The sequence below is a fragment of the Nocardioidaceae bacterium SCSIO 66511 genome (genome assembly GCA_023100825.1).
In the GTDB taxonomy this organism is placed as follows: domain Bacteria; phylum Actinomycetota; class Actinomycetes; order Propionibacteriales; family Nocardioidaceae; genus Solicola.
The window spans coordinates 2,380,096-2,404,919 of the sequence record CP095846.1; the positions used below are offsets into that span (position 1 = coordinate 2,380,096).

Consider the following 24,824-nt stretch of genomic DNA (forward strand, 5'->3'; position numbering starts at 1 on the left):
CTTCGTCAGCGGTAAGGGGCGAGGGCGTCGAGGATGCGTTGCTCGGCGCCCCCGAGACCCCACCGGGCGGCGAACTCACCGAAGCGCTCGGCGTCGCTGTCTGCGACCGCACGAAGCGCCAGGTCGGGGTCACCGACGGGTGCGTCGGCCGCGACGCGGACCACGCGCGGTGCGACGTCGAGATAGTCCGAGCCTTCGACGATGTTCTGCCGGGCCCGCGGCTTGATCTTCGACCAGCGATCGGCCGCCGCCTCCCTGATCGCGTCGAGGGTCTCGAACTCTCGTACGAGCGCCGCCGCGGTCTTGTCGCCGATCCCGGCGATACCCGGCAGGCCGTCGGACGGGTCGCCTCGCAACACCGCGAAGTCGACGTACTGGTCGGGGCGTACGCCGTACTTCTCGACGATCACCTCGTCGGTCACCTGCTCGAGGTTGCCGACTCCACGTGCCGTGTAGAGCACCCGCCGCGACCTCGCATCGTCGACGAGCTGGAACAGGTCGCGATCGCCCGTGACGATGTCGACGGGTCCGTCCCAACGATGCGTGAGAGTGCCGATCACGTCGTCCGCTTCGTTCTCGGCCGCGCCGACGACCGCGATGCCGAGGATCGACAGTGCCTCCGCGATCAGCGGCACCTGCGGGGAGAGCAGATCGGGTGTCTCCTCGACATCGGCGTCGTCTTCGACCACTTCTACGACTCGATGTGCCTTGTACGTCGGGAGGAGCTCGACGCGCCATGCCGGTCGCCAGTCATCGTCCCAGCAGGCGGCGAGTGCATCCGGCCGATAGTCGGAGACCAGCCGGGCGACGAAGTCGAGCAGCCCGCGCAAGGCGTTGACCGGAGTACCGTCAGGCGCGCGGATGCTGTCGGGAATCCCGAAGAACGCCCGGAAGTACAACGACGCGGTATCGAGCAGCAGCAGACGCTTCGCGGTATCGGCCATGGCCCGATCCTGCCACGATAGGCTGCGCGTGTGACATCAGATCTGCGTCAACGACTGTTGCGTGCTGGCGAGCTCGCGGCCGAGCACGGCATCGACACACTGCTCGTCTCGCCCGGCTCCGACCTGCGATATCTCACCGGATACGACGCCAAACCGCTCGAACGGCTGACGTGCCTGGTGCTGCCCGCCGGACACCCGCCTGCGCTCGTCGTGCCACTGCTCGAACGCCCCGCGGCCGAGGCCGCCGGAGTCGCCGACCTCGGCATCGAGATCGTCGCCTGGAACGAAACCGACGACCCGTACGCGGTAGTCGCGCGCTACATCGACGCCGACGCCCCCACGGTCGCGTATGACAACCAGATGTGGGCCGAGAAGGTGCTCGCCTTCGCCGACGCCATGCCGGGCGCGAAGCAGACGCTGGCCGGCGAGGTCATCGGCGCGCTCAGGATGCGTAAGAGCGCGTACGAGATCGACCTGCTGCGCGACGCCGGCGCCGCCATCGACCGCGTGCATGCTCGCATGGGCGAATGGCTACGGCCGGGCCGCACCGAACGCGAGGTCGGTGCCGACATCGCCGCCGCGATCATCGACGAGGGGCACGCAACGGTCGACTTCGTCATCGTCGGCTCCGGGCCCAACGGCGCATCACCGCATCATGAAGTCTCCGATCGCGTGATCGGCGAGAACGAGCCGGTGGTGATCGACATCGGCGGTACGACCGAGGCCGGATACTGCTCCGACTCGACGCGTACGTACGTCACCGGCTCGCACGTCCCGGACGATTTCGCCGCCTACTACGCGGTGCTGCAACAGGCGCAGCAGGCACAGTGCGAGTACGCCCGGCCCGGCGTAACAGCTGCGTCGGTCGACAAGGTGGGCCGCGACATCATCGCGTCCGCCGGTTACGGCGACGCGTTCATCCATCGCACGGGTCACGGGATCGGCATGGAGACGCACGAGGACCCCTACATCGTCGACGGCAACGACCTCGTGCTCGAGGCCGGGATGGCCTTCTCGATCGAGCCGGGCATCTACGTGGAGGGCAAGCACGGAGCACGGATCGAAGACATCGTCGTCTGCACCGACGACGGCGCCGAGCGGCTCAACGTGCGTCCCCGCGACCTCGGCGTCCTCGGCTAGGAGACGGGTCCATGGAGGACATCGACCGGCAGATCGTTCGGGCGCTGACCGCCGACGGGCGCGCGTCGTTCACCGAGCTCGGCAAGCTGACGGGGTTGTCCACCTCGGCCGTACACCAACGCGTGAAGCGGCTCGAACAGCGAGGGGTGATCACCGGCTACCGGGCGACGATCGACCTCGAGGAGGTCGGCCTCCCGCTGTCGGCGTTCATCTCGATCCGCCCGATCGACCCGAGCCAACCCGATGACTCGCCGGAGCGGCTGCGCGACATCAAGGAGATCGAGTCCTGCTATTCGGTCGCCGGCGAGGAGAGCTACATCCTCAAGGTCCGGGTGAGTTCGCCGAACGATCTCGAGGAACTGCTCGCCCGCATCCGCAGCGTCGCGAACGTCGCCACCCGCACCACGATCGTGCTCTCCACGCCGTACGAGAACCGGCCCGTCGACCTCTGACGACCACGCCCGCCGACGCCTGTCCACAAGCTGGACACCTACCTCCGGTAGAGTCGTGGAGATCGTCTTGAGGAGAAACGACTAGTGACCAGCACCCCGAAGTACGATGTGTACCGGCTGACTGATCCCAATGACACCCAGTTCCTGCAGCTCCACGACCTCGTCACAACGATGGTCGAGCAGGGCGCTGCCCTCGGGTGGGTCGAGCCTCCCAGCGAACGCGACCTGCGTGAGCTGGTGGCAGATCTGATCCAGGCAGGCGAGCTCGACAACGCCTGTCTGGTCGTCGCCGAGACCCTGACCACGGCGGGCGAACAACCCCAGATCGTCGGCTTCGCCTACTGGAACCGGCGGGAGGGCGAGACCGAGGAGCCGCATGCCGATATCGCGAAGGTCGCCGTCTCGGCCGACGCACGTGGCGGCGGACTCGGCCGGCGAATGGTCGAGGAGCTGATCTCCTACGGCCGCAAGGTCGGCGTCGAGATCCTGACCCTCGACGTACGCGGCAACAACCACGCCGCGATGCAGCTGTACGAACGCCTCGGCTTCCGCGAGTACGGCCGGATCGAGGACTTCGTCGCCGTCGACAACGAGCGGTGGGACAACGTCTACTTCTCGCTCGACCTCCGTGAGGCGGCTGAGGACGACCTCGTCCGCCACGGTGACTCGCCCCTCGGCCCAGGGGCGTCCCGCCGGCGCACCTGACGACGGCGAGCGGACCGTACACCCCCGCGGTACGGTCCGCAGAGCCGCCTACTTGCTGAGTTCGGCGTGCGCCACGGCCGAGTACAGACCCCAGTTGCTCCCGCCACTGGTGTTCGTGAACCTCACCCGCACGGTGTGGCGTCCCTTGCCGACCTTGCCGCAGAACTGCGCGGCACCGGAGGCATAGCCATCGGAGTTGCCGGCGCTCATCCAGTACGCGGGAGACCCGAGGGTGCTCGGCTTCAGCGGCTTGCCGTCGACGGTCACGGTCACGGCGCCGATCTGGTACGCGGCGTACAGGTAACCGAACCCCGTGACCGATACCGACACGGTGTCCTTGCCCCGCTTCGGACCCTTGAACTTCATGCTGCCCGGTAGCGCCTTGGTGGTGCCGGCCGGGATCTGGAAGAACCCGTCGTAGATCCCGATGTTGCGGCTCGCCCTGGTGGCTCCGCCGTTGCAGCTGAATCCGGTGAGGGCCTTCTGGGCGCTTGCCGTTCGGGCCGGATCCGGCGCCGTTGCGTCGCCGTCCGCACTGGCGCTGAGGGTGGGGGTCACGAGGGCCGCACCCATCAGGCCGCCCGCCGCAATCGCCACCCCGGTCGCCACGGTAGGTGTCTTGCGCATTTCTCTCACTCCCTGTGTGTGTCCACCCGAATTGGGTGGATTCCTCTACGCACAGGAGCGATATCTGCGACTCTTGATACATCGCGAATCCGGGTGTGCCCGGATGTATCAAGACGAGGCTGCACGTCCTCCTTCGGGGCGTGGAAACAATGGTGTGCAGCCGCCTGGGAGAGCCCATGGCCGCGCCGACGCCGCAGACCTCGCAAGCGCGCTGGGTGGTGTCGGCCGGCCTCTTCACCCGCTGGCGCAGCGGAGACCACACGGCGCTCGACGAGCTGGTACGTACGAACTCGCCGGCGCTTTGGCAGCTCGTCCGCGCGTACGGCATCGAACGCCACTTGGCCGAGGACGTCGTACAGACGACCTGGCTGGCCTTCGTACGTCATCGCGACCGGATCGCCGACCCTCGCTCGGTGACGGCATGGCTGGCGACGACCGCGCGCCGTGAGGCGTGGCGAGTCGCCAAGGAGTCGTCGCGCCTCAACGCCTCCGACGACCAGACGGTCGCCGACGCGCTGCCCGCAGCGGTGGCGGCCGAGGAACAGGCGCAGCTCGCCGACGAGTCCCACCGTCTCTGGCAGACGGTGCAGTTGCTTTCGCACCGCTGTCAGCGGCTGCTGCGAGTCATCGCGTTCGAGGATCGCCCGGACTACCGACGCCTCGCCTCCGAGCTGGAGATGCCGGTGGGCAGCATCGGGCCGACCCGCGGGCGCTGTCTGGCCAAGCTACGCAGCCTGTTGGCCGGAGGGAGCGACGAATGAGCGCCGACGAGTACGCCCGCCTGTGGTCCGGACTTCGCGAGGTCTGGGAGGCGGTCGATCCCGCACCATCGGGTCTTGCCGACCGGGTGATCGCCGGACTCGAGCTGGCCGGGATCGACGCTGAGTTCGAGTTGCTGCAGCTCACGGAGTGGTCGCATGGTCTGGTCGGCGCCCGCTCGGAAACGCCGGCCGACGTGATCAGCCTCCGATCCGACTCCCTGAACGTCGTCCTCCATGTGAGTCCGCGCGACGGGTTGCGCTGTGACCTGGTCGGCTGGGTCGATCCTCCCCAGCCGGTTTCGGTCCAGGTGCTCCAGCCCGACGTGCAGGAGTCCGCTCTGTCCGATACGTCCGGCCGATTCGAGCTGTACGGGCTCGCCGCCGGACCTACCCGCCTCGTACTCGTCATCGGTCACTCGGGTGACCACCGCGACCCGCCGTGGTTCGCAACCAACACCTTGGAGCTGTAGCAGATGCCGGTCGACGACAAACCAACCCACGAACGTCCGTATGTGCCTCCGGCGCGCCGTATCCGGGTCCTCGACCCGGCTGTCGCGGTGGTCGTCGACGGCGCACCACCTCCGCGACCCACCGCGTACATCGGCGACCACCTGCTGGTCAACGCGGGCGGCGACGATCGCGAGCTGGTCAACCGATTGGGCTCGATCGCCGAGGAGCTCGGCTGGCGGCTCCAACCGCGTAAGGAACAGGAGCGACTCGTCGTCCGAAGGCTCGGTCGCGACGAAGCGCCGGTCGGGCTGCTCGTACTGGAGCTGAAGCCCGTGCCGGGTCGTGCCGTACGCCCGCCGGATGCATGGGAGCTGTTGCAGTCGGCTCGGGCCGAGCTCGGACGCGACGCCGTGCGTACCGTCGGCCTCGATCACGTGCTCACCCTGGCCGCCGTCGGTGGCGACCCATTCCACTCCGGGGACCCGTTCCACTCGGGCGACCCTTTCCATTCCGGCGATCCGTTTCACTCGGGAGATCCGTTCCACTCCGGCGACGCGAGTGCGCTGCCTTCGTACCTGTTGCCCGGCCTGGGTGGACGACAGCCGGTGATGGTCACAGCCGACCCGCCGGCAACGCCTGCGAACACCACCTACGAGCCGGTGGTGGCGATTCTCGATACCGGGTGCGGTTCACATCCGTGGCTGGACGGCGTCGTCGACCGGTCGGTCGAGCTGGACTCGACTCCGATCGGCCAGATCGGCGCCGCATCCGCACCGGAAGCGAATCCAGATCTCGTCGGCCCGCTCGACGGATCGCTCGATCCGTTCACCGGTCACGGCACGTTCATCGCGGGCCTCGTGCACCAGAAGTGCCCACAGGCGAAGATCATCGCCTGGCGGGCGGTCCAGGCCGACGGTCTGATCGTCGAGTCCGAGCTCGTCGCCTCGCTCACCAAGATCGCCGAGTTGATCCGGCGCCACGCGTCCGCAATCAGCGGAGGGCAGCGGATCGACGTGCTCAACCTGTCGATGGGCTATTACCACGAGACGCCCGAGGACGCCTTCTTCGACACCACGCTGTACGCGTTGTTGGAGCTGATGGGGGAGTGCGGCACGATTGTCACGACCTCGGCGGGCAACGACGCGACCAAGCGGCTTCGGTTCCCAGCCGCGTTCGCACCGTGGTCGGGCGGAAGCCCGATTCGTGCCGACTGCCTGCCGGTCCTGTCGGTCGGCGCTCTCAACCCAGACGGCACCGACGCGCTGTTCACGAACACCGGTGAATGGGTTTCGGCGATGCGGTCCGGAGCCGGGATCGTGAGCACCTTTCCCAAGCTCGATGCGGGTAGGCTGCCTCCGGCGCGTACGGTCCTCGACGGACGCGTACGGGAGTCGATCGACCTCGACGACTTCAGCAGCGGGTTCGCGGTGTGGAGCGGTACGTCGTTCGCGGCGCCGGTGCTCGCGGGTGAGATCGCCGCCCGCATCGCCGAGCTGGCGACGAGTCCGTCCGTCGGCGTCGCCGACACCATCGAACGCGCTTGGAAGGCCGTTGCCGATACGACCCACCTCCACCCGTAGCCGCAATCGTGCGTACCGCCGCGCAGCTGTACGACCTCGCCCGTGACGAAGAGACCGCCGGTCGACTCACGCGCGCGGCTGCCTTGTGCGACACCGCTCTACAACGGTCGCCGAGCGCGGAGCTCCGTACGCGGATTCTCGTCACGCTCGCGTACCTCGACGCCGAAGGCGGAGACGTCGACGGTGGCATCGCACGGTGCGAGGAGGTGCTGTCCGCCGACGACCATCGTGGCACCGAACGAGGTCGTACGCTTGCCCAGCTCGGACTCTTGCGCATGCGCAGCGGTGATGCCGGCCGCGCACTCGACGCCTTTGCGGCAGCGCTGCCGCTGCTTCCGGACGCCGATCCCTATCTCGCGCGGCTCTACCTCAATCGCGGCAACGTGTACCTACAGCGCAGCACCGTCGACCCGGCGGAGCACGACTTCGCGCTCGCGTTCGAACATGCTCGACGTGCGGATCTCGACCAGATCGCCGCCAAGGCGTTGCACAACCGTGGGTATGTACGTCTTCTGCGCGGAGACCTGGTCGGCGCGCTCGACGACATGGCGGCCGCGCGGCCGACGCTGGCCCCGTTGTCGCCCCTCAACCTCGCCGTATGCGATATGGACCGCGCCGAGGTGTTGCTTGCCGCCGGACTGACCGAAGACGCAAGTGAGGTCCTGCGTACGGCCGGCCAGGCCCTCGGCCGCCAGCGGATGCGACAGCAGCAGGGCGAGGCCGAGCTGGTGCTTGCCCGGCTGCAACTCGTATCGGGCGACACCCGCCTTGCGCAAGCGACGGCTCGTTCGGCGGTGCGCCGGTTCGAAGCGCAGGGCAGCAGCACCTGGGTACTACGGGCGCAGGTTGTGGTCCTCGCGGCAGCCGCCGATCTCGACGAACACGATGACACGGTCATCGTCCGAGCGCTGCAACTGGCCGAGGAGCTCGAGCGCGCAGGGTTCCGCGAACCCGCCACCCGGGCACGGCTGATCGCGGGTCTCGCCGCTATCCGTACCGGTGACCTCGAGTCCGGCGCAGAACTGCTGCGGAGGGTTCGCATCACGCCCGCAACGTCCATGACGAACCGGATGCTCGCCGCGCGGGTACGTGCGTCACTGGCGCTCGCACGCGGGCGCCGATCACGCGCGCGGCATCATCTGCAGTCCGCACTCGACGGTCTTGCCGGCTGGCAAGCCACGTTCGGCAACATCGACCTGCAGGCGGCGTCGATGGTGCACGGCCGCGCCTGCGCACTTCTCGGCCTCGACGCAGCCGTCGACGACGGCTCACTCCCGGTCCTGCTCGAGTGGTCCGAGCGAGCACGTTCCCTGGCCGGACGGTTGCCCGTCGTACGCCCGCCACGCGACCTCGAGGCGGCCGGAGTGCTCACCGAACTGCGGGCCCTGCGCACCTCGGAGAATCCGGATCACTCGAGGGCCGCCGAGCTCGAGACCCTCGTACGCGAACGACTGTGGCGCACGCACGGCGGCGTGCCGAGCAAGCCGGTGACCGTCGACGAGCTACGGTCGCGGCTGGCAGCGCGCAGCGGTACGTACCTCGCGTACTTCCACACGCGAGGACGCTTGTACGGCCTCGCAGTGACACCGGAGCAACACCGGCTCGTCGACCTCGCTCCGTTGGCAGACATCGCCCGGCTACTCGACGGGCTCTCCACGGACTTGGACATGGTCGCCACTCGGACCTCCGCGTCCATGCACCGGGTGCTGGTGGAGTCGGTTCGGATGCGCCTTTCGACATTGGCCGAACGAGTACTGGCGCCGTTGGTCGATCTCGTCGACGAGCGTCCGGTTGCTCTTTCGGCGACCGGCGTTCTCGCCGATGTCCCGTGGCCGCTGCTGCCAGGTCTGCGCGGTCGCGAGGTCACGGTCACGCGCTCTGCGACGTCATGGGTACGGACGCCGCGACCGGATCCGCCGACGTCGCCCGGCTTCGTAGCGGGTCCGGATGTCGTACGCGCAGATGACGAGGTACGACGTGCGGCCGCCGCGTGGACGAGTCCGCAGATCCTCGCGGGCGCTGCTGCGGCGGCCGACGCCGTGGCGAACCTGGCGCCGCACACCGACCTACTGCACGTCGCGGCACACGGGAGCCACCGGGCGCAGAACCCGTTGTTCTCCGCCGTGCGCCTGACCGATGGCCCGTGGTTCGGCTATGACATCGACCACCTCGAGCGAGTCCCGTCCATCGTGGTGCTGTCCGCATGCGAGCTCGGACGCTCTGTCGCGGGCAGTGGACGCGAGGCGCTCGGCATGACCGTCGCGTGGCTGCATGCTGGCGCAAGGTGCGTGATCGCCTCACCTGCACCGATCAGCGACGACGTGGCCTGCGAGGTGCTGGAGCGCACCCATACCGCGCTCGCACGAGGGGCGACGCCGTCGGCCGCGCTCGCCGAGGGCATCGCGCGTAACCCTTCCGAGCCGGTTCCACTGGTCTGCTTCGGCACTGGTTGGTGACCGGCTCCGACCCCGATCCGTCAATCTGCAATTGCAAATCCGCCTTCTCCGGTTGACAGATGGCCGAGCGGTAGGCAGTCTCTGGGAGGAGAGTCCACCAAGCTGAACGGGGTCTCGGGAAGACGGGGACAACGGACGCGAGCGACTTGCTCCTTGCCAGAGTGTGTATGCCGCGGCCTGTCCGCCGGTTCCGTACTTCCGACGGTGGCGCAGTCAGGAGCCCTGGCGTCCAGTAGACAACGGGTGTCGGATCGCAACCAGCGGTCCGGGGTTCGGTCCGAAGGTCGCAGGGCTCTTGGCATGCCACCGAGTAGGGCTCCCGTACCCTTGGTGCCGTGGTGGACAGCGCAGACCCGAGCCGATTCACGCCCAGGGTCCGATTGACAGTGGCGGTCGTTGCCGGCCTCCTCGTCGCATGCGGCTTCAAGCCCGTCGGTTCGCTGCTCCTGCTGCTCGCCGGCCTCGTGATCCTCATCATCGCGCTGCGCGGGGCGAGCGTACGACTCAGCGCGCTGATCGGGTTGGCCTTCGGTATCGCTCAGTCGGCATTGATGTTCTCGTGGGTGCACGTGCTCGGCTACCACGTCTGGATCATCCTCGCGATCGTCGAGGCCTTGTACTTCCCGATCTTCGCCGTCGGCTTCGCGCTGGTGTCGCGCCTGCGCGGGTGGCCCCTCTGGGGCGCCTGCGTGTGGCTCGCCGTGGAATACGCCCGCGGATCGTTCCCGCTCGGCGGCTTCCCGTGGGGCCGCCTTGGTGATGCGACCATCGACACTCCGCTCGAGTCGTACGCCCGACTCGTCGGCGTACCCGTGCTGAGCGGGATCGTCTTCGCCATTGCGGCCGTCGTCGTGTACGCGTGGACCCGCCGCTCGAGCCGGATCGTTCTGGGCAGCACCGCGGTCGGTCTCGTCGCGACGTTGCTGCTCGCGCTCGTACTGCCGCTCGGAGTCGCCGACGAAGACAAGCAGGTACGCATCGCGCTGATCCAGGGCGACGTACCCGGCCGCGGCGCCGACGGTCAGGCCGAGCAACTCCAGGTCGTCGACAACCACGTCGGCGCAACTCTCGACCTCGCAGCAGATATCGAGAACGGCGACGAGGAGCCGGTCGACGCCGTGCTGTGGCCCGAGAACGGTTCCGACCTCGACCCGTTCACCAATCCGTCCGTCGGCGCGCAGATCGAACGCGCCGTACGCGCAGTGGGCGTACCCGTGCTCGTCGGAGCGATCCTCGACGGCCCCGACGACAGCACCCGCAAGAACGTCGGCATCGCGTGGGACCCGCAGACGGGGCCCGGTGACAGGTATCAGAAACGCCATCTGGTGCCGTACGGCGAGTACGTCCCGCTCCGCTCGCTCGCCCGGAAGATCGACGAGCGCGTCGATACCGAGATACCGCGCGACATGATCGCGGGCGAGCGCTCCGGAGCCCTGCGGCTCGGTTCGATGGTCGTCGGCGACATGCTCTGCTTCGACGTTGCCTACCACGATGTATTGCGGCAGAACATCGACGACGGCGCGCAACTGCTGGTCGTGCAGACGAACAACTCCGCGTACATCGAGACGGCACAACCCGATCAGCAATGGGATATCGCACGCATGCGCGCGATCGAGTCGGGCCGCTACGTCGCGGTGCCGTCGATCAACGGCGTGAGCGGCATCGCCGACGCGAGCGGTGACGTCATCGTGCAAGGGGACAAGGACGTCGCCCAGGTCCTCACCGGCGAGGTCGAGACCGCAACGGGCATCACGCCGGGAATCCGGTACGGCGGCTGGCTCGAGCTCGCCGCTGGGCTGGCCGGGGTTGTCGCCGCCGCCTATGCCGCCACGGCAGGCATCCACGGCCGTCGGCGCACCCGGCCCGAACAACCCCCGACCGAGTCGGTCGACATGGAGGTCAGCAGGTGAACGAGGCACAGGGGGGCGCGCTCGTCATCGTCCCCACCTACAACGAAGCCGATAACGTCGAAGCGATCGTGCAGCGCGTACGCGCCGCGGAGCCGTCGGCCCACGTCCTCGTCGTCGACGACGGCTCGCCCGACGGCACGGGCAAGATCGCCGACTCGATGGCCGCCGACGATGCCGCGATCCACGTACTCCATCGCGTCGGTAAGCAGGGACTCGGCGCCGCGTACCTCGCCGGGTTCGAATGGGGTCTCGAACGCGGCTACGGCTATCTGGTGGAGATGGACGCCGACGGATCGCATCCTCCCGAGCGGCTGCCCGCCATGCTCGAGGCTTCACGACACGGTGCCGGGCTCGTGATCGGATCGCGCTGGGTACGCGGGGGAGCAGTGCGCAACTGGCCGATCCACCGACTGGCGCTGTCGCGAGGTGCGAATACGTACGCGCGTCTCGCGCTCGGCATACCCGTTCGCGATGCGACGGCCGGCTATCGGGTGTTCCGCCGCGAGACCCTGCTGGCGCTCGACCTCGACTCGGTCTCTTCGCGCGGCTACTGCTTCCAGATCGACCTGACACTGCGCGCCGCCGATGCCGGGATCACAACGCGCGAGCTGCCCATCACCTTCACCGAACGCGAGCGTGGCGAGTCGAAGATGGACGGGTCGATCGTGGTCGAGGCGCTCGTCCGGGTCACCCTGTGGGGCATCTCGCGACGATTGCGCGCCGTACGCTCCGTCCTTGCCCGAAGCTCCACGTAGGCTGGAAGGACACCCGATCCCGGGAGAGACATGAAGAGCGTGCGCATTCGCTGGGTGCCGGCCGTACTCCTGCTGACGCCCATCATCGAGATCGTCGTGATCATCGTGGTCGCGAACCTCATCGGTTGGGCCGCCACCATCGTCGCGCTGGCCGCGTTGTCGATTCTCGGAGTCATCCTGGTCCGCCGCGCCGGCCGCCAGGCATGGGCCGAGCTCGCCCGCAACCGGTCGGTCGGCGCCGAGCCCAGCCGTGGCGTCGCCGACCGAGCTCTGACGTTCCTCGGAGGACTGCTGCTCATCCCGCCGGGGTTCGTCAAGGACGTAGTGGCGCTCGTCCTGCTACTGCCGTTCACCCGGCCGCTGGTCCGCAACTGGATCCAGGCCTGGGCGGTCCGTCAGGGCACCATGTACTTCGCCTCGAACGTCGACCCGACGATGCCGACCAACAGACACGGGACGACCACACCCCACGGCCCCGACGTCGTGCACGGTGAGGTCATCGACGACGACTGAGGCACCGGCCGAGGGCCGGTTCGCGCCATAAAAAGGCCCGGGCCGCGCCGTCGGGGGGAACGACGCGACCCGGGGGTCTATGGGGTGGCGGTCAGGCCGTACGCTTGCGGCCCTTCGTACGCCGGTGCAGGTGAGCCGGACCGATCTCGCCGCCGCGCAGCAACTCCAGCCGCTCGGAGAGGATGTCCTCGAGCTCCTTGACCGAGCGCCGCTCGAGCAACATATCCCAGTGGGTACGTGCGGGCTTCTCCTTCTTCGGCTCCGGTTCGTTACCGTCGCTCAGCCTACCGATCTGCCCGGTGCGGGGATCTTCCCACTCGAGCGGAATCTCAGCATCGTCGGCCATCACCACCGTAAAGCGTGTGCCGTCCGCCCGAACGTACTCGACTTCCTGTCGTGGCGCCATCTCGACCCCACGCTCATCTTCGAAGCTCTGGGTGCCGAGCCGCGCTCCGCGGAGTGCGCGTTCCGCCATGTGACCCTCCTACGACAGTCCGAATCGTCCTACCTGCTCTTACTCCACCCAACGTACGGGACACAGGTGAGATTCCCCTGAGAGCTCCCGAGATTGGTGAGTCAGACCACCTTCGGTTCAAGGTTACCTGCTTCGCGGATGCCGCGTCGAACGTTCAGCGGTACAAGCAGTGCGAGCCCGATCACAAAGAACACGATCAATGCGAGGATTGCCGGGCGGTAGGAGTCCGTCAGCTGATGCATCACACCGAACAGCAAGGTGCCCAGCCAGCTCGTACCGCGCTCACATGCCTGGTACAGCGAGAAGTACTCGGCCTCACGACCCTTGGGGATGAGCTGGCTGAACAGCGATCGAGCCAGGGCCTGCGTACCGCCGAGCACGACGCCGATCGCGAACGCGAGCACGAGAAACAGCCCGGCTGCGCCGGCCGGCAGGAAGTAGCCGACCGTCACGACGACCATCCAACCCACCAGCCCGCCGACGATCGTGGGTTTCGCGCCGATCCGCGCGGCGACGCGACCGAACAGCAGCGCTCCGCCGAACGCGACGAACTGCACCATCAGGATCGCGCCGATCAGAAAGCTCGTGTCAAAACCGAGCTGCTTCTCCCCATAGACCGACGCCGACGCGATCACCGTCTGGACGCCGTCGTTGAAGAACAGGAAGGCGACCAGGAACATCAGGGTGCGGGGGTACGCCCGGGCCTCGCGCAACGTCGCGAACAGCCGGCCGAAGCTGCGCCACAACAGGTCGCGCCGACCGTCGTCGGGGAGACCCGGAGGCCGGTCCTTCAGTCCCCGGAAGGGAATGATGGTGAACGCGGCCCACCAGATGCCCGCAGACAGCAGACTGATTCGTACGGCCGTTGCTGTGTCGATGCCGATGGCGTCATGAGCAGTGACGAGTACGAGGTTCAGCGCAAGCAGCGTGCCGCCGCCGAGGTAACCGAACGCCCAACCGCGCGCCGACACGTCATCGCGCTCGTCCGGACCGGCGATGTCGATCAGCAGCGAATGATAGATCGACAGCGACGCCGCACCAGAGACGCTCGAGATGACCAGCAGCACCGCGCCGAGCTGCCAGTTCGCACCGGCGATGAAGACCATCGCCGCCGTCGACGCACTGCCGACCCATCCGTACACACACATCATCCGGCGCTTCGACGGACTTCCGTCGGCGATCGCGCCAACCAGCGGTACCAGCACCGCCGACAGCAACGTACTGAACGTGATGATGTAGAAGACGAGGGAACCGGGGGAGACCGAGACGCCGGCGATGACGAGAGCCGCCTTGCACGGATCGTCGGTCGTGCCCGGCTCGCCGCACGCCGCCGTCTCGGCGACGCTCGTGAGGTACGGCGCGAACAACACCGCGGTGACCGTCGTGAAGTACGCGGAGTTCGCCCAGTCGTAGAAGTACCACGCCCGCCGTTCGTTCACGCCGACACCCACTGCGAGCGGCGTTCCAGCACGTCGCGCAGCAGGTCGGGCCGATCGGTGACGATGCCGTCGACACCCAGCTCCAGCAGCCCGCCCATGGTGCGCGGGTCGTCGATCGTCCACACGTGCACTTGCAGACCACTGCGATGCGCCCGGCGTACGAAACCGGAGGTGACAACGGAGACGCCGTACCGACGCATCGGCACCTGTACGCAGCTCGCGCCCTGCTCAACGGTCACCCGCCACGGCGCCAACCGCAACGCGGCGATCGCACGCGGGCCGAGCGAGGTCGTCACCCTCGGCTCGAGGCCACGGATCCGCGCCAGCCGGGCATCTGAGAACGACGCCAGACACACCCGATCGAACGCAGCATGCCTGCGAATGACATCAAGCGTCGGCACCACGGCCGAATCGGCCTTCACATCGATGTTGAAACGTGCGTCAGCAAACTGCGCCAACAGCGAGTCCAACTCCGGAATCGGCTCACGACCCGCGATCCGCGCCGCGCGTACCTCGGCCGCCGAAAGCCGAGCGATCTCGCCCGAACCATCGGTGACCCGATCCAACCGCTCATCATGGAAGGCGAACACAACGCCCTCCCGCGACGCATGCACATCGGTCTCGAGATAGCGGTAACCGAGCTCAACGGCATTGGCGAACGCGACGACGGAGTTCTCCAGCCCCGCATTCGCCGCCAGCCCCGCACCTCCGCGATGCGCGATCGCGAGCGGCCCAGGCCAGTCGAGGTACGGATGTCGCGGCACAGCGGCAAGTATGCCGGGTGAGCGTCCTCACTATCGGCCACGGGTCGAGTGTTTTGCACCGCCGGACCGTAGCCGCTGGGCTACCGTTGGTGAATGGCGAGCATGATGTGTCCCAAGTGCCAAGGGCAGCTGAGCGAGTTCCACCGCGCCGGCGCCACGATCTCGCAATGCGACAACTGCGAGGGGATCTTCCTCGACCGCGCCGACCTCGGCCTCCTGATCGAGGAGGAGAACGCCTGGCACGAGGCCAACTCCGGCTACCACACGCAGCCCCTACCGAAGATCACGCCGACCATGACCGCCCCGCCGAAGTCGAGCAAGGCCAAGAGCCGGGCATTCATCGACACCCTCTTCGGCGCCTGACCTCCCGCTAGCGCTCGCCCACGCGCGCACACTCCTCAGATGTCGCTCTATCTTCGCGCGACATCTTGCGGGGCTCGCCTCCGCCGACCGCCTCGTACCTCGGCGGTCGGCTCCGGCTCACTCCTCAGATGTCGCGGAAAGTCTCGATCTGGGCGCCCAGCGCATTCAACCGATCCGCGAGGTCCTCGTAGCCTCGGTTGATCACGTACACATTGCGCAGCACCGACGTGCCCTTCGCTGCCAACATCGCCAACAGCACCACGACCGCAGGCCGCAACGCGGGCGGGCAGATCAACTCCGCGCCACGCCAACGCGTCGGCCCCTCGATCAGCACCCGGTGTGGATCGAGCAACTGGACCTTCGCGCCCAGCTTGTTCAGCTCCGTCAGGTAGATCGCACGGTTCTCGTACACCCAGTCGTGCAACATCGTCGAACCCGTCGCCGTCGCGGCGATCACCGCGAAGAAGGGCAAGTTGTCGATGTTGAGCCCCGGGAACGGCATCGGATGGATCTTGTCGATCGGCGAATGCAGCGTCGACGGATGCGTCGTGATGTCGACCAGCCGGGTGTGGCCGTTCTCGGCGAGATACTCCTCGCCGCGGTCGTAGCTGAAGCCCATCTCCTCGAGCAGCGCGAGCTCGATCTCCATGAACTCGATCGGAACCCGGCGCACCGTGATCGTCGACTCCGTCACGATCGCCGCAGCGACCAGGCTCATCGCCTCGATCGGGTCCTCGCTCGGCGCGTACTCGACATCGCGGTTGATCTGCGGCACACCGTGCACCCGCAGCGTCGTCGTGCCGATGCCCTCGACGCGCACGCCGAGCTCCTCGAGGAAGAAGCAGAGGTCTTGGACCATGTAGTTCGGGCTGGCGTTGCGGATCGTGGTGACGCCGTCGAACCTCGCCGCCGCAAGCAGGGCATTCTCGGTCACCGTGTCGCCGCGCTCGGTGAGCACGATCGGACGCTGCGGACGCGCACCGATGTTCATGCTCGCGTGATAGCTGCCCTCGGTCGCCTTCACCTCGAGGCCGAACGGACGCAACGCCGTCATATGCGGCTCGACCGTGCGAGTACCGAGATCGCACCCACCGGCGTACGGCAGCTGGAACAACTGCTCGCGGTGCATCAGCGGGCCGAGGAACATGATGATGCTTCGGGTCCGGCGAGCGGCCTCCGCATCGATGGCGTCGAGGTTCAACTCGGCGGGCGGGATGATCTCGAGATCGTTGCTGTCGTCGATCCAGCGGGTCTTGACCCCGATCGACTGGAGTACCTCGAGGAGCCGGTTGACCTCCTCGATCCGGGCGACCTTGCGCAAAACAGTGCGGCCCTCGTTCAACAACGAACCCGCGAGCAAGGCGACGCCGGCATTCTTACTCGACTTGACGTCGATCGACCCGGAGAGCCGCGTACCGCCCGCAACGCGCAGATGCATCGGGCCGGCAGTGCCGAGGGAGACGATCTCGGAGTCGAGGGCCTCACCGACCCGCGCGAGCATCTCGAGGCTCATGTTCTGCTGCCCCCGTTCGATCCGGTTGACTGCACTCTGACTGGTGTTCAGCTCGTGTGCGAGTTCGGTCTGGGTCCACCCACGGTGCTTACGTGCGTCGCGGATGAGCTTGCCGATACGGATCAAGTAGTCGTCACTCATGCGCGAAACTCTATCTCATATCTGAGATAATTCGCGAACTCGCTCCCGGTGTTTCGCATCACGTCCCACGTGGACAGACGCGCGGTACCCGATCCAGGTTGCCTCGACACCACATCCAATTGGCAAGATGAACGAGTGCCACCGACTCCAAAAGCATCCAACATCGACTTCGTCTCCGCAATTCCGAAGGCGGAGCTGCACGTACACCTGGTCGGCTCGGCGCCGGTCGAGACCGTCCTCGAGCTGGCCCGTAGGCATCCCGACCGTGGCGTACCGACCGACGAAGACGCGCTCCGCTCGTTCTACGAGTTCCGCGACTTCGCGCACTTCATCGACGTCTACATCGCCGTCAACTCGCTGGTTCGCACCGCACTCGACGTCGAACTCCTCATCGTCGGTGTCGCCCGCGACCTCGCCGCCCAGAACGTCCGGTACGCCGAGCTGACCGTGACTCCCGACAGCCACCTGCTGATGGGAATCGCACCCGACGAGGTTGCGACCGCGCTCGACCAGGCCCGGCGTACTGCGGCCGCCGAGCACGGGGTCACGCTCCAGTGGATCTTCGACATACCCGGCGAGCTCGGGCTGGAGTCGGGCGAACGCACCATCGACTGGGTCGAGCGGTACGCGCCGCCGAACACGGTCGGCTTCGGGCTCGGCGGTCCGGAGCAGGGCGTCGACCGACCGCAGTTCGCCGACGTCTTCGCGCGCGCACGCGCAGTCGGCCTGCACAGCGTGCCGCACGCCGGCGAGACGACCGGCCCGAGGACGGTATGGGACGCGTTGGAGTCGCTGCGTGCCGAGCGGATCGGTCACGGGATCTCCTCGGCACAGGACCCGCGGCTGCTGGAGCATCTGGCCGAGCATCAGATCCCGCTCGAGGTGTGCCCGACGTCGAACCTGCGTACTCGCGCGGTCAGCGACCTCACCGAGCATCCGTTCTCGGTGCTGCGCGACGCGGGCGTCGTCCTCACCTTGAACAGCGACGACCCCGGTATGTTCGCCACCAGTCTGAACGGCGAGTACGCCGTTGCACGAGACATCTTCGGCCTCGACGACGCGGCTCTCGCCGAGCTGGCCCGCACCGCTGTCCGGGTGTCGTACGCACCCGCCGACGTACGCAACGGCCTGCTCGCGGAGATCGACGCCGTCGCGGAAGGGTTCGAGTCGGCCTGAACGGGGTATCACCTCCCGCAACGGCGAGCGAGAGTTGAGGCCCATGGCACGACGTACCTACGCCCGGATCGCGGCAGCGATCGTCCTGACGGCAGCGGTTGCCACCGGCCCGCCGGCGGTGTCCGCGCCCGCCGACGACCTGGTGGCGCTCGGCGACTCGTACTCCTCGGGCACAGGCACCCGCGAGTACTACGACGAGAACTGCCAGCGATCGCACTTCGCGTACGCCGAGCTGATGGCGCAGCGCCTCGGCGCGAACCTCGACATGCAGGCGTGCGGCGGCGCGACCGTCTCGAGCGTGACCGCAAACCAGCTCGGCACGCTCGACGCCGAGACGGGCTACGTCACGCTCACGGTCGGCGGCAACGACGCCGGGTTCACCGATGTCCTGCTTGAATGCGGCAAGCCCGGCTGGATGTCGGACTGCGATGCGGCCGTCGACGGCGCGCAGGCGTACATCCGCGATGTGTTGCCTGGCACGCTCGACGCGCTGTACGGCGAGATCTCCTCGCGCGCTCCGAATGCGATCGTCGTCGTCGGTTCGTACCCGCGGCTGTTCATGGGGGAGGACTGCAACGCCGGAACCTGGTTCAGCCCGGCGGAGCAGGATCGACTCAACGCGACGGCAGACCAGCTCGCCGATGTCATCAACGCGCAAGCGGCGGCACACGGGTTCGGCTTCGCCGACGTGCGCGAGGCATTCACCGGGCACGCGGTGTGCGACTCGCAGGCGTGGATCAACGGCCTGTCGAATCCCGTCAGAGAGTCGTACCACCCGAACCGCGACGGGCACGTCGGTTACACAGACGTCTTCGACACGGTGCTGTGAGGGTCACCAGTTCTCGATCGACGCGCCGAGGATCTCGGCCAGGTCCTCCTCACGTACCGCTCTCGGCGCCACGGCGAGCAACCGCTGCTGCTTGACGGCTCCATCGACGAGCGCCGCCACATCGCTCTCGGTGTAGCCGACGGCGCCGATGCCGTTGGGGATACCGATATCTCGCATCAGGTCGGCAAGCACGCTCGGCAGCCGATCGGACGGGTCGCCGGTGTGCGCGCCATGCGGGTCGAGCATGCTAGCGGCGGCCAGATGCTTACCGGGATCGGTTGCGAAAGTGAAGCGGAACGCGGCCGGCGCGGTCAGCGACACCGACTGACCATGCGGTACGAGCGCCTCGCCGACCGGATAGTTGTCCGGCCGGTACTCACGTACCCGCCCGGCGATCGGGTACGCGCACGCGTGCGGGATGTGGACTCCTGCGTTGCCGAAGCCCATTCCGGCGAACGTGGCAGCCAGCATCATGTCGCTACGCGCGTCGAGGTCGCCGCCGTTGAGCACGGCTCGCCGGAACGAACGAGCGAGCAGGTCGAGCGCCTTCTCGGTCCATGCATCCGAGATCGGATTGGAGCCGCAGTACGCCACGCGGGACTCCGCACTGTGGCGGGCGAAGCTATCGAACGGTTTCGCGGTGTAGGACTCCAGCGCGTGGCAAAGCACGTCCATCCCGCTCGCGGCGGTGACCTCCGCAGGCATGGACAGCGTCAGCAGCGGGTCGATCACCGCCATCGTCGGCCGGAGCCGTGGATGGCTGATGCCCGATTTCACCCTGTGGTCGACGAAGTCCATGACGCACACCGGTGTCGTCTCCGCGCCGGTACCGGCCGTCGTAGGTACGGCGACGAGCGGCTTCAACGGACCCGGCGGTGCCTTTGCCTCGCCAATGGGCTTGTTCACATACGCGAACAGGTCGTCGGGGTAGGTGGTCAGAAGATTGATTGCCTTGGCGGTGTCGATCGTCGACCCGCCGCCGACGGCGATGAATGCATCCCAACGGCTCGCGCTCGCGTACTCGACCGCCGCCAGGATGCTCCGATCGGTCGGCTCGACCCGGACCTGGTCGTAGATGTCGACGCTCAGACCGCCGGCTTTCGCGGCGTCGGCGACGCGCTGCGGTAGCCCGGCTGCCGCAATCGCCGGGTCGGTCACGATGAGCACTCGATCGGCACCGAGCTGGGCCAGATCGGAGCCGAGCTCATCGGCCGCGCCGACGCCGAACTTGAGGGGCGTCGCACCCCAGGTGAACACGGTCTCGTGCAGATACTCCGTCACGCTCGCCTCACTTCTCCGGCCGGTAGGGTGCGAGCCATGGTACGGACCCTGGGCGCCGGCACTGTCGTACGCGACGATCGCGGCAGGCTGCTACTCGTACTGCGCGCTCACGAACCCGAGGCGGGTCGATGGACGATCCCGGGCGGACACGTCGAGCCGGGGGAGACGCTCGAAGAATGTGCGCGCCGGGAGACGCTGGAGGAGACCGGCATCGAGGTCACGGTCGGCCGTGAGCTCGGCTCCATCGACATCCCCAACGGCGACGAGACGATCGAGGCGCACGACTTCGCCGCGACGGTGGTCGGCGGATCGCTGCAAGCAGGCGACGACGCCGCGGACGCCGGGTGGTTCGACTTCGAGCAGTTGGCGGAGATGCCGCTCACCGTCGACCTGCGCGAGACCCTCGAGGCGTACGGAGCGATCACCCCGAAGGGTTCGGGATAGCGATCCCACGAGACTGTTCTTTTCACTTCCGGGTACCCCTACTCGCCGCTTCGCTCACCACCACGGTCGGCATTCCGCACCTCTTCGGTGCGACCACCCGGCCGCCCGATTCCGGATCGCTGTCGACCCTCCCTCGGCTTCTGGCTCGGTGAAAGACGCGGCGACGCGGGAGTCGCACCTACGACCTGGGGTTGCTCTCCGGCTAGCCCGTTCCGGCTGGCTTTTGCGGGGTCGGTGGGTGGTCGTTTACCAAGTAAACATGGTGAAGTACCGCTTCGCATGGCAGGGACACCGTGCAACGTGACAGGTTGCCGTGCCCGTTGGTACGCCAGTGACTATCGGTACGGGTGTGACACCGAATCCAAACGTTACCCCGATCCAATATTAAAGTAACGGGGAAGCCGCCGAGCAGCCCAAGCCGAAGAGCCGCCCCGCGCGTCGCCGCGTCTTTTGCCCAGCCGAATGAGCGCGGAAAGCCGACAGTGAGGCGAAATCTGGCACACGAGTAGTCGACCGAAGGAGCGCGGAAAGCCGGCAGCCGAACCCGCACCTACTGCGAGCCGGCGCCTTCGGGCAGCGACTCCAGCAGGCCCTCGATCTCGTCACGGTTGACGTCCCGGGACGACTGGAAGCCGGTCTCGGCGAGCAGTACGAGGGCACGGCGCCAGGCGGTGCGGGCCTCATCGAGGCGGTCGGCGCGGCGGTAGACGGTTCCGAGGTCTCGCAGCACGCCGGCGGCGAAGCTCGCAGCGCCAATGCGCTGCATCAATTCGGCCGCTTCTTCGTACGTCGCGATGGCCTCGTCGCTTCGGTGATCGGCGGCCTGTGCGTCGCCGAGGCGCTCGAGGGCGTACGCGAGCGCGCGCGGGTTGCCGGAATCACGCAGGCTGGAGACCGCACCGGCCGCGGCATACCGAGCATCGTCTGTGCGACCGATGGATAGATACACGGAAGCGACTCCCGCGAGTCCCATCGCGTACGAAAGTGGATGGCCCTGCCTCCGTGCGGCGTCGACGACGTTCTCGTAGCGCGTCACGGACTCGTCGAGGCGGTTGAGCCGCGCCAAGGTCAGTGCGATGTTCAGTTCGGCTCTGATCACACCGCTCGGCTCGTCTGCACGCGCGTAGAGGTCGCGTGTACGGTGCGCAACGGCGAGCGCGGACTCGTGGTCGCCGAGCTCGGAGTACACCGCGGCGACACAGTTGGCACATTCGGCCTGCGCGAGTAGGTGCCCGGCTCGTCGGGCGTTCTGCTCGGCCTGCTCGTACATCGCGAGCGAAGACCCGAGCCGACCCTGCATGTTCAGGTGTACGAAGACCTCGCGGGCAAGGTGATAACCGGTCTGGTCGTCCCTCACGTTCGCCTCGTCGATCACCTGAAGTAGGTAGGACTCATGCGTCGCGAACCACTCGTGTGCCTCGGGGGCGGAGTCGAACACCTCAGGTGTCACACCGTCGAGCAGCGGAAGCGGCACGGGAGCCGAGCGCGGTGGGTTGATCGTGTGCGATGCGTTCCGCGCGGAATGCAGGCACCAGTTCCGCAATCGATCCATGGCATCGGAGTTGAGCTGTGCCGGCATCTTCGAGACGCCGAGCTCAACCGCGACGTCACGCAACAGGTCGTGGCATGCGTACCACCCACGGCCCAGTGCCGTCAGCAGGTTCTGCTCGACGAGGCGGTCGAGTCTTGCCTCGGCATCGCGCACGTCGAGTGCCGCGATCGACGCGACCGCGGCCGCCGTGACCTGGGGTCCCTCGTACATGCCGACCGCCCGGAACGCCAGCGCCGTGTCCTCGTCGAGCGCGTGGTACGACCCTTCGAGGACCGCGCGCACATTCGTCAGCGCGTCGTCACCGGTGCTGAGGAGTGCGAGACGCTGCCGCCGATCGCGGAGTCCGGCGTTCAGATCATCGAGAGGTCTGGCACCGTCTCGTTCCAGCCGCTCGGCAGCGACGGCAAGGGCGAGCGGCAGATGCCCGCAGTGCTCGGCGAGCTCCGCGAGCTCGGCGGCCGGATGCTCCCGGCCGAGGCGCTGCCGGAGTAGCCGGATCGACTCCTCCTCGGCCATTTCGTGTACGCCGAGGCGGGCCACCCCCTCGCGTACGACCAGGCTCCGCAGTTGATTGCGGCTCGTCACGAACGTGACACCCAGCCCGCTGGCCAGCAATGGGCGCACGTGGTCCTCGTCGCGCGCATTGTCGAGCAGGACGAGCAGCTTGCGGTTCGCCTGCACCGAACGCAGTAAGGCGGTGCGCTCGTCCGTACTGGCCGGGATCTCGCCAGCCGGCACACCGAGGCCGCGCAGCAGTCGATCGAGGGCTCTGTCGGCAGGCAACGGCTCGCCGGGACCATAGCCGCAGAGGTTGAGGTACAGCTGCCCGTCCGGGAAGCGGTCGAGGTTGTCCTGCGCCCAACAGATCGCGAGGCTGGTCTTGCCCGAGCCGCCGCGCCCGTGTAGCGCGATCATCGCACCGTCGTCCGCACGCCGATCGAGCTCCGCACGGAGGTCGTCGCGGCCGACGAATCCTCGTACGGCAGGCGGCAGTTGATGGGGACTGCGCTCGACCGGCGACGTCGGCGCCGCCGTGGCAAGCTCATCCGACTTCGCCAGCAGAGTTTGATAGACGGCGCGCAACTCCGGGGACGGATCGACTCCGAGCTCTTTCGCGAGTCGCTTGCGTACGGACTCATAGCGATCCAGCGCCTCGGCGGTACGGCCGGCGTGATCGAGCGCGGTGAGCAACCCGACCCAGAGCGTCTCCCGCAAGGGATGGCGTTCGACCTGTCCGTTGAGCTCGAGGATGCAGCGGGCGTAGTCGCCGGCAGCGAGGTCGAGATCAACCGCTCTTTCGACGGCCTGGAGATAGCGCTCGGTCCAGGCGGGCGCCTCGTGTCTGGCAAGCCACTCCGACGGCGGTGTTCCGAACGGCTCGTCGGTCCAGCTCGCCAGGGCGCAGTGCAGTGCCGAGCGTTCGATGTCGGGGTCATCGGATGCCGCATCCTCGACGGCGTCGGCGAACGCCAGCAGATCGACGGCCGACCGGGGCACACGGAGTACGTAGCCCTGACGCTCGGTGTCGAGGAGGTCCGCACCGAGCACCCTCCGCAGACGCCCGACGTACGTCTGGAGGCTGCCACGGATGCGCTCTGGCGGGTCGTCGTCCCAGATGGCTCGGGCGAGGGTGTCGACTCCAACCACGCGGCCGGCCGACAGCGCCAGCACGGCGAGCAGCGCGCGGACCCGCCGGCCCGGCAGCGCAACCGGATGACCGTCTCGTACGGCCTCGACTGCTCCGATGAGCCGAATCTCCACCAGGCGTACCTCCCGGCCCACAGATTAGGACCCTTATAGGTCGATGAACAGGAAGTACTACCGGAAGTAGCCGTCCATGTGCCCGTCCCGGGGATGAGTAGCCGCCACAGTGTCAGTGCATTCGCCTACATTCGGCGGATGGGTTCCACCTCCGCCGCGTACGACCTCCATCACTACCTCCGCGAGGCTCGCTCGGGTTTGCTGCGTTCCCTCGACGGGCTGGGTGAGTACGACATCCGTCGCCCGATGACGCCCAGCGGCACGAACCTGCTCGGCCTGGTCAAGCACTTGACCGATATCGAGGCGAGCTACCTCGGGAGCTGTGTCGAGCGTCCGGCGCCGATCACGTTGCCTTGGGTTGACGACGGCTCGATCTGGGACGGTAGCGACATGTGGGCGACGGCAGACGAGTCCCGCGACTACATACTCGGGCTGTACGCTGCTGCGACCGAGCACGCCGACACCGTGATCGAGGAGTTGCCGCTCGACGCCCCCGCGTACGTCGAGTGGTGGGCGGAAGGCCGTCGCCATTCGACGTTCGGCCATCTACTGACCCGGGTCGTCGCCGAAACCGCGCAGCATGCCGGCCATGCCGACATCATCCGCGAGAGCATCGACGGGCGCGGCGGTCGCGATCACGACGACGTCGGCGGTGAGGCCTGGTGGTCGGCGTACGTCGCGAGTATCCAGGCTGCTGCCGATACGTTCCGCTAGGACGCGTCACCTAGAGTTCGCGCCCATCAGGTGAGCTGCTGATCGCCGTGACTGACCGCGATCTTTCGATTCCGCTGCG

The 24,824-nt window shown here is 67.5% G+C and carries 23 protein-coding genes; 15 read left to right on the forward strand and 8 right to left on the reverse strand.

The features are described from left to right. Positions 1-5: 5 nt before the first annotated feature. Positions 6-944 (reverse strand): 5'-3' exonuclease, encoded by a 939-nt coding sequence (locus tag MU582_11130; GenBank protein UPK73004.1) that lies wholly within the window; start codon positions 942-944, stop codon positions 6-8. Between the two features lie 30 nt (positions 945-974). Here MU582_11130 and MU582_11135 point away from each other — a divergent pair, with 30 nt between their 5' ends. The 3 genes from MU582_11135 to MU582_11145 all read left to right on the forward strand — a co-directional run bounded on the left by MU582_11135 (position 975) and on the right by MU582_11145 (position 3,241). Further along, positions 975-2,084, forward strand: coding sequence for a Xaa-Pro peptidase family protein (locus tag MU582_11135; GenBank protein UPK73005.1), 1,110 nt, complete (start codon positions 975-977; stop codon positions 2,082-2,084). A gap of 11 nt (positions 2,085-2,095) precedes the next feature. Beyond that, on the forward strand, positions 2,096-2,536 hold the full coding sequence (locus tag MU582_11140; protein ID UPK73006.1) for an Lrp/AsnC family transcriptional regulator: 441 nt from the start codon (positions 2,096-2,098) through the stop codon (positions 2,534-2,536). A gap of 84 nt (positions 2,537-2,620) precedes the next feature. Further along, positions 2,621-3,241, forward strand: a complete 621-nt coding sequence (locus tag MU582_11145) for a GNAT family N-acetyltransferase (protein ID UPK73007.1) — start codon at positions 2,621-2,623, stop codon at positions 3,239-3,241. 48 nt (positions 3,242-3,289) lie between these two features. On the opposite strand, the gene MU582_11150 is transcribed toward MU582_11145, so the two are convergent. After that, positions 3,290-3,868 (reverse strand): hypothetical protein, encoded by a 579-nt coding sequence (locus MU582_11150; protein ID UPK73008.1) that lies wholly within the window; start codon positions 3,866-3,868, stop codon positions 3,290-3,292. A gap of 176 nt (positions 3,869-4,044) precedes the next feature. Between MU582_11150 and MU582_11155 the strand changes: the two genes are divergently transcribed. From MU582_11155 to MU582_11185, 7 genes are all read left to right on the forward strand, one after another. After that, entirely contained in the window at positions 4,045-4,629 is a 585-nt protein-coding gene (locus MU582_11155) for a sigma-70 family RNA polymerase sigma factor (protein ID UPK73009.1), read from the forward strand. After that, a complete protein-coding gene (locus MU582_11160) occupies positions 4,626-5,099 on the forward strand; it encodes a hypothetical protein (protein ID UPK73010.1) in 474 nt (157 codons plus the stop codon). Before MU582_11155 ends, MU582_11160 begins: the two co-directional genes overlap by 4 nt. A gap of 3 nt (positions 5,100-5,102) precedes the next feature. Then, on the forward strand, positions 5,103-6,659 hold the full coding sequence (locus MU582_11165; protein UPK73011.1) for a S8/S53 family peptidase: 1,557 nt from the start codon (positions 5,103-5,105) through the stop codon (positions 6,657-6,659). 8 nt (positions 6,660-6,667) lie between these two features. Further along, on the forward strand, positions 6,668-9,115 hold the full coding sequence (locus MU582_11170; protein ID UPK73012.1) for a CHAT domain-containing protein: 2,448 nt from the start codon (positions 6,668-6,670) through the stop codon (positions 9,113-9,115). A gap of 335 nt (positions 9,116-9,450) precedes the next feature. After that, positions 9,451-11,025: an apolipoprotein N-acyltransferase gene (lnt, locus tag MU582_11175; protein ID UPK73013.1), complete on the forward strand. Its 1,575-nt coding sequence runs from the start codon at positions 9,451-9,453 to the stop codon at positions 11,023-11,025. After that, a complete protein-coding gene (locus MU582_11180) occupies positions 11,022-11,780 on the forward strand; it encodes a polyprenol monophosphomannose synthase (protein UPK73014.1) in 759 nt (252 codons plus the stop codon). Before lnt ends, MU582_11180 begins: the two co-directional genes overlap by 4 nt. 30 nt (positions 11,781-11,810) lie before the next feature. Next, positions 11,811-12,293, forward strand: a complete 483-nt coding sequence (locus MU582_11185; protein ID UPK73015.1) for an FxsA family protein — start codon at positions 11,811-11,813, stop codon at positions 12,291-12,293. A gap of 91 nt (positions 12,294-12,384) precedes the next feature. On the opposite strand, the gene MU582_11190 is transcribed toward MU582_11185, so the two are convergent. The 3 genes from MU582_11190 to MU582_11200 form a co-directional block, all read right to left on the reverse strand. Then, positions 12,385-12,768: an RNA polymerase-binding protein RbpA gene (locus MU582_11190; protein ID UPK73016.1), complete on the reverse strand. Its 384-nt coding sequence runs from the start codon at positions 12,766-12,768 to the stop codon at positions 12,385-12,387. Between the two features lie 101 nt (positions 12,769-12,869). Continuing rightward, entirely contained in the window at positions 12,870-14,207 is a 1,338-nt protein-coding gene (locus MU582_11195; GenBank protein ID UPK73017.1) for an MFS transporter, read from the reverse strand. Beyond that, positions 14,204-14,971, reverse strand: coding sequence for a glycerophosphodiester phosphodiesterase (locus MU582_11200; protein ID UPK73018.1), 768 nt, complete (start codon positions 14,969-14,971; stop codon positions 14,204-14,206). The genes MU582_11195 and MU582_11200 overlap by 4 nt, the downstream gene beginning before the upstream one ends. A 93-nt stretch (positions 14,972-15,064) precedes the next feature. On the opposite strand from MU582_11200, the gene MU582_11205 reads away from it, so the two are divergent. Further along, entirely contained in the window at positions 15,065-15,334 is a 270-nt protein-coding gene (locus MU582_11205; GenBank protein UPK73019.1) for a zf-TFIIB domain-containing protein, read from the forward strand. Positions 15,335-15,458: 124 nt separating this feature from the next. Here MU582_11205 and MU582_11210 read toward each other — a convergent pair whose 3' ends face one another. Beyond that, complete coding sequence (locus MU582_11210; GenBank protein ID UPK73020.1) at positions 15,459-16,988, reverse strand: UDP-N-acetylglucosamine 1-carboxyvinyltransferase; 1,530 nt, start codon at positions 16,986-16,988, stop codon at positions 15,459-15,461. A 135-nt stretch (positions 16,989-17,123) separates the two neighbouring features. Here MU582_11210 and add point away from each other — a divergent pair, with 135 nt between their 5' ends. Together add and MU582_11220 are read left to right on the forward strand one after the other, a co-directional pair. Next, a complete protein-coding gene (gene add / locus MU582_11215; protein UPK73021.1) occupies positions 17,124-18,164 on the forward strand; it encodes an adenosine deaminase in 1,041 nt (346 codons plus the stop codon). Between the two features lie 43 nt (positions 18,165-18,207). Next, a complete protein-coding gene (locus tag MU582_11220; GenBank protein ID UPK73022.1) occupies positions 18,208-18,993 on the forward strand; it encodes an SGNH/GDSL hydrolase family protein in 786 nt (261 codons plus the stop codon). A gap of 3 nt (positions 18,994-18,996) precedes the next feature. Here MU582_11220 and MU582_11225 read toward each other — a convergent pair whose 3' ends face one another. Then, positions 18,997-20,274: an iron-containing alcohol dehydrogenase gene (locus tag MU582_11225; GenBank protein UPK73023.1), complete on the reverse strand. Its 1,278-nt coding sequence runs from the start codon at positions 20,272-20,274 to the stop codon at positions 18,997-18,999. Between the two features lie 36 nt (positions 20,275-20,310). Here MU582_11225 and MU582_11230 point away from each other — a divergent pair, with 36 nt between their 5' ends. Then, positions 20,311-20,718, forward strand: a complete 408-nt coding sequence (locus tag MU582_11230) for an NUDIX domain-containing protein (GenBank protein UPK73024.1) — start codon at positions 20,311-20,313, stop codon at positions 20,716-20,718. A 550-nt stretch (positions 20,719-21,268) separates the two neighbouring features. On the opposite strand, the gene MU582_11235 is transcribed toward MU582_11230, so the two are convergent. Further along, on the reverse strand, positions 21,269-24,031 hold the full coding sequence (locus MU582_11235) for a winged helix-turn-helix domain-containing protein (protein ID UPK73025.1): 2,763 nt from the start codon (positions 24,029-24,031) through the stop codon (positions 21,269-21,271). Between the two features lie 138 nt (positions 24,032-24,169). Here MU582_11235 and MU582_11240 point away from each other — a divergent pair, with 138 nt between their 5' ends. After that, complete coding sequence (locus MU582_11240; GenBank protein UPK73026.1) at positions 24,170-24,745, forward strand: DinB family protein; 576 nt, start codon at positions 24,170-24,172, stop codon at positions 24,743-24,745. The last annotated feature ends 79 nt before the right edge of the window (positions 24,746-24,824 follow it).

What these genes read in the sequence shown, in the direction of transcription:
- MU582_11130 (UPK73004.1), bottom strand. Translation starts at nt 944, where the DNA reads ATGGCCGATACCGCGAAGCGTCTGCTGCTGCTCGATACCGCGTCGTTG.
- MU582_11140 (UPK73006.1), top strand. Translation starts at nt 2,096, where the DNA reads ATGGAGGACATCGACCGGCAGATCGTTCGGGCGCTGACCGCCGACGGG.
- MU582_11150 (UPK73008.1), bottom strand. Translation starts at nt 3,868, where the DNA reads ATGCGCAAGACACCTACCGTGGCGACCGGGGTGGCGATTGCGGCGGGC.
- MU582_11155 (UPK73009.1), top strand. Translation starts at nt 4,045, where the DNA reads ATGGCCGCGCCGACGCCGCAGACCTCGCAAGCGCGCTGGGTGGTGTCG.
- MU582_11160 (UPK73010.1), top strand. Translation starts at nt 4,626, where the DNA reads ATGAGCGCCGACGAGTACGCCCGCCTGTGGTCCGGACTTCGCGAGGTC.
- MU582_11165 (UPK73011.1), top strand. Translation starts at nt 5,103, where the DNA reads ATGCCGGTCGACGACAAACCAACCCACGAACGTCCGTATGTGCCTCCG.
- MU582_11185 (UPK73015.1), top strand. Translation starts at nt 11,811, where the DNA reads ATGAAGAGCGTGCGCATTCGCTGGGTGCCGGCCGTACTCCTGCTGACG.
- MU582_11190 (UPK73016.1), bottom strand. Translation starts at nt 12,768, where the DNA reads ATGGCGGAACGCGCACTCCGCGGAGCGCGGCTCGGCACCCAGAGCTTC.
- MU582_11205 (UPK73019.1), top strand. Translation starts at nt 15,065, where the DNA reads ATGGCGAGCATGATGTGTCCCAAGTGCCAAGGGCAGCTGAGCGAGTTC.
- MU582_11210 (UPK73020.1), bottom strand. Translation starts at nt 16,988, where the DNA reads ATGAGTGACGACTACTTGATCCGTATCGGCAAGCTCATCCGCGACGCA.
- MU582_11220 (UPK73022.1), top strand. Translation starts at nt 18,208, where the DNA reads ATGGCACGACGTACCTACGCCCGGATCGCGGCAGCGATCGTCCTGACG.
- MU582_11230 (UPK73024.1), top strand. Translation starts at nt 20,311, where the DNA reads ATGGTACGGACCCTGGGCGCCGGCACTGTCGTACGCGACGATCGCGGC.
- MU582_11240 (UPK73026.1), top strand. Translation starts at nt 24,170, where the DNA reads ATGGGTTCCACCTCCGCCGCGTACGACCTCCATCACTACCTCCGCGAG.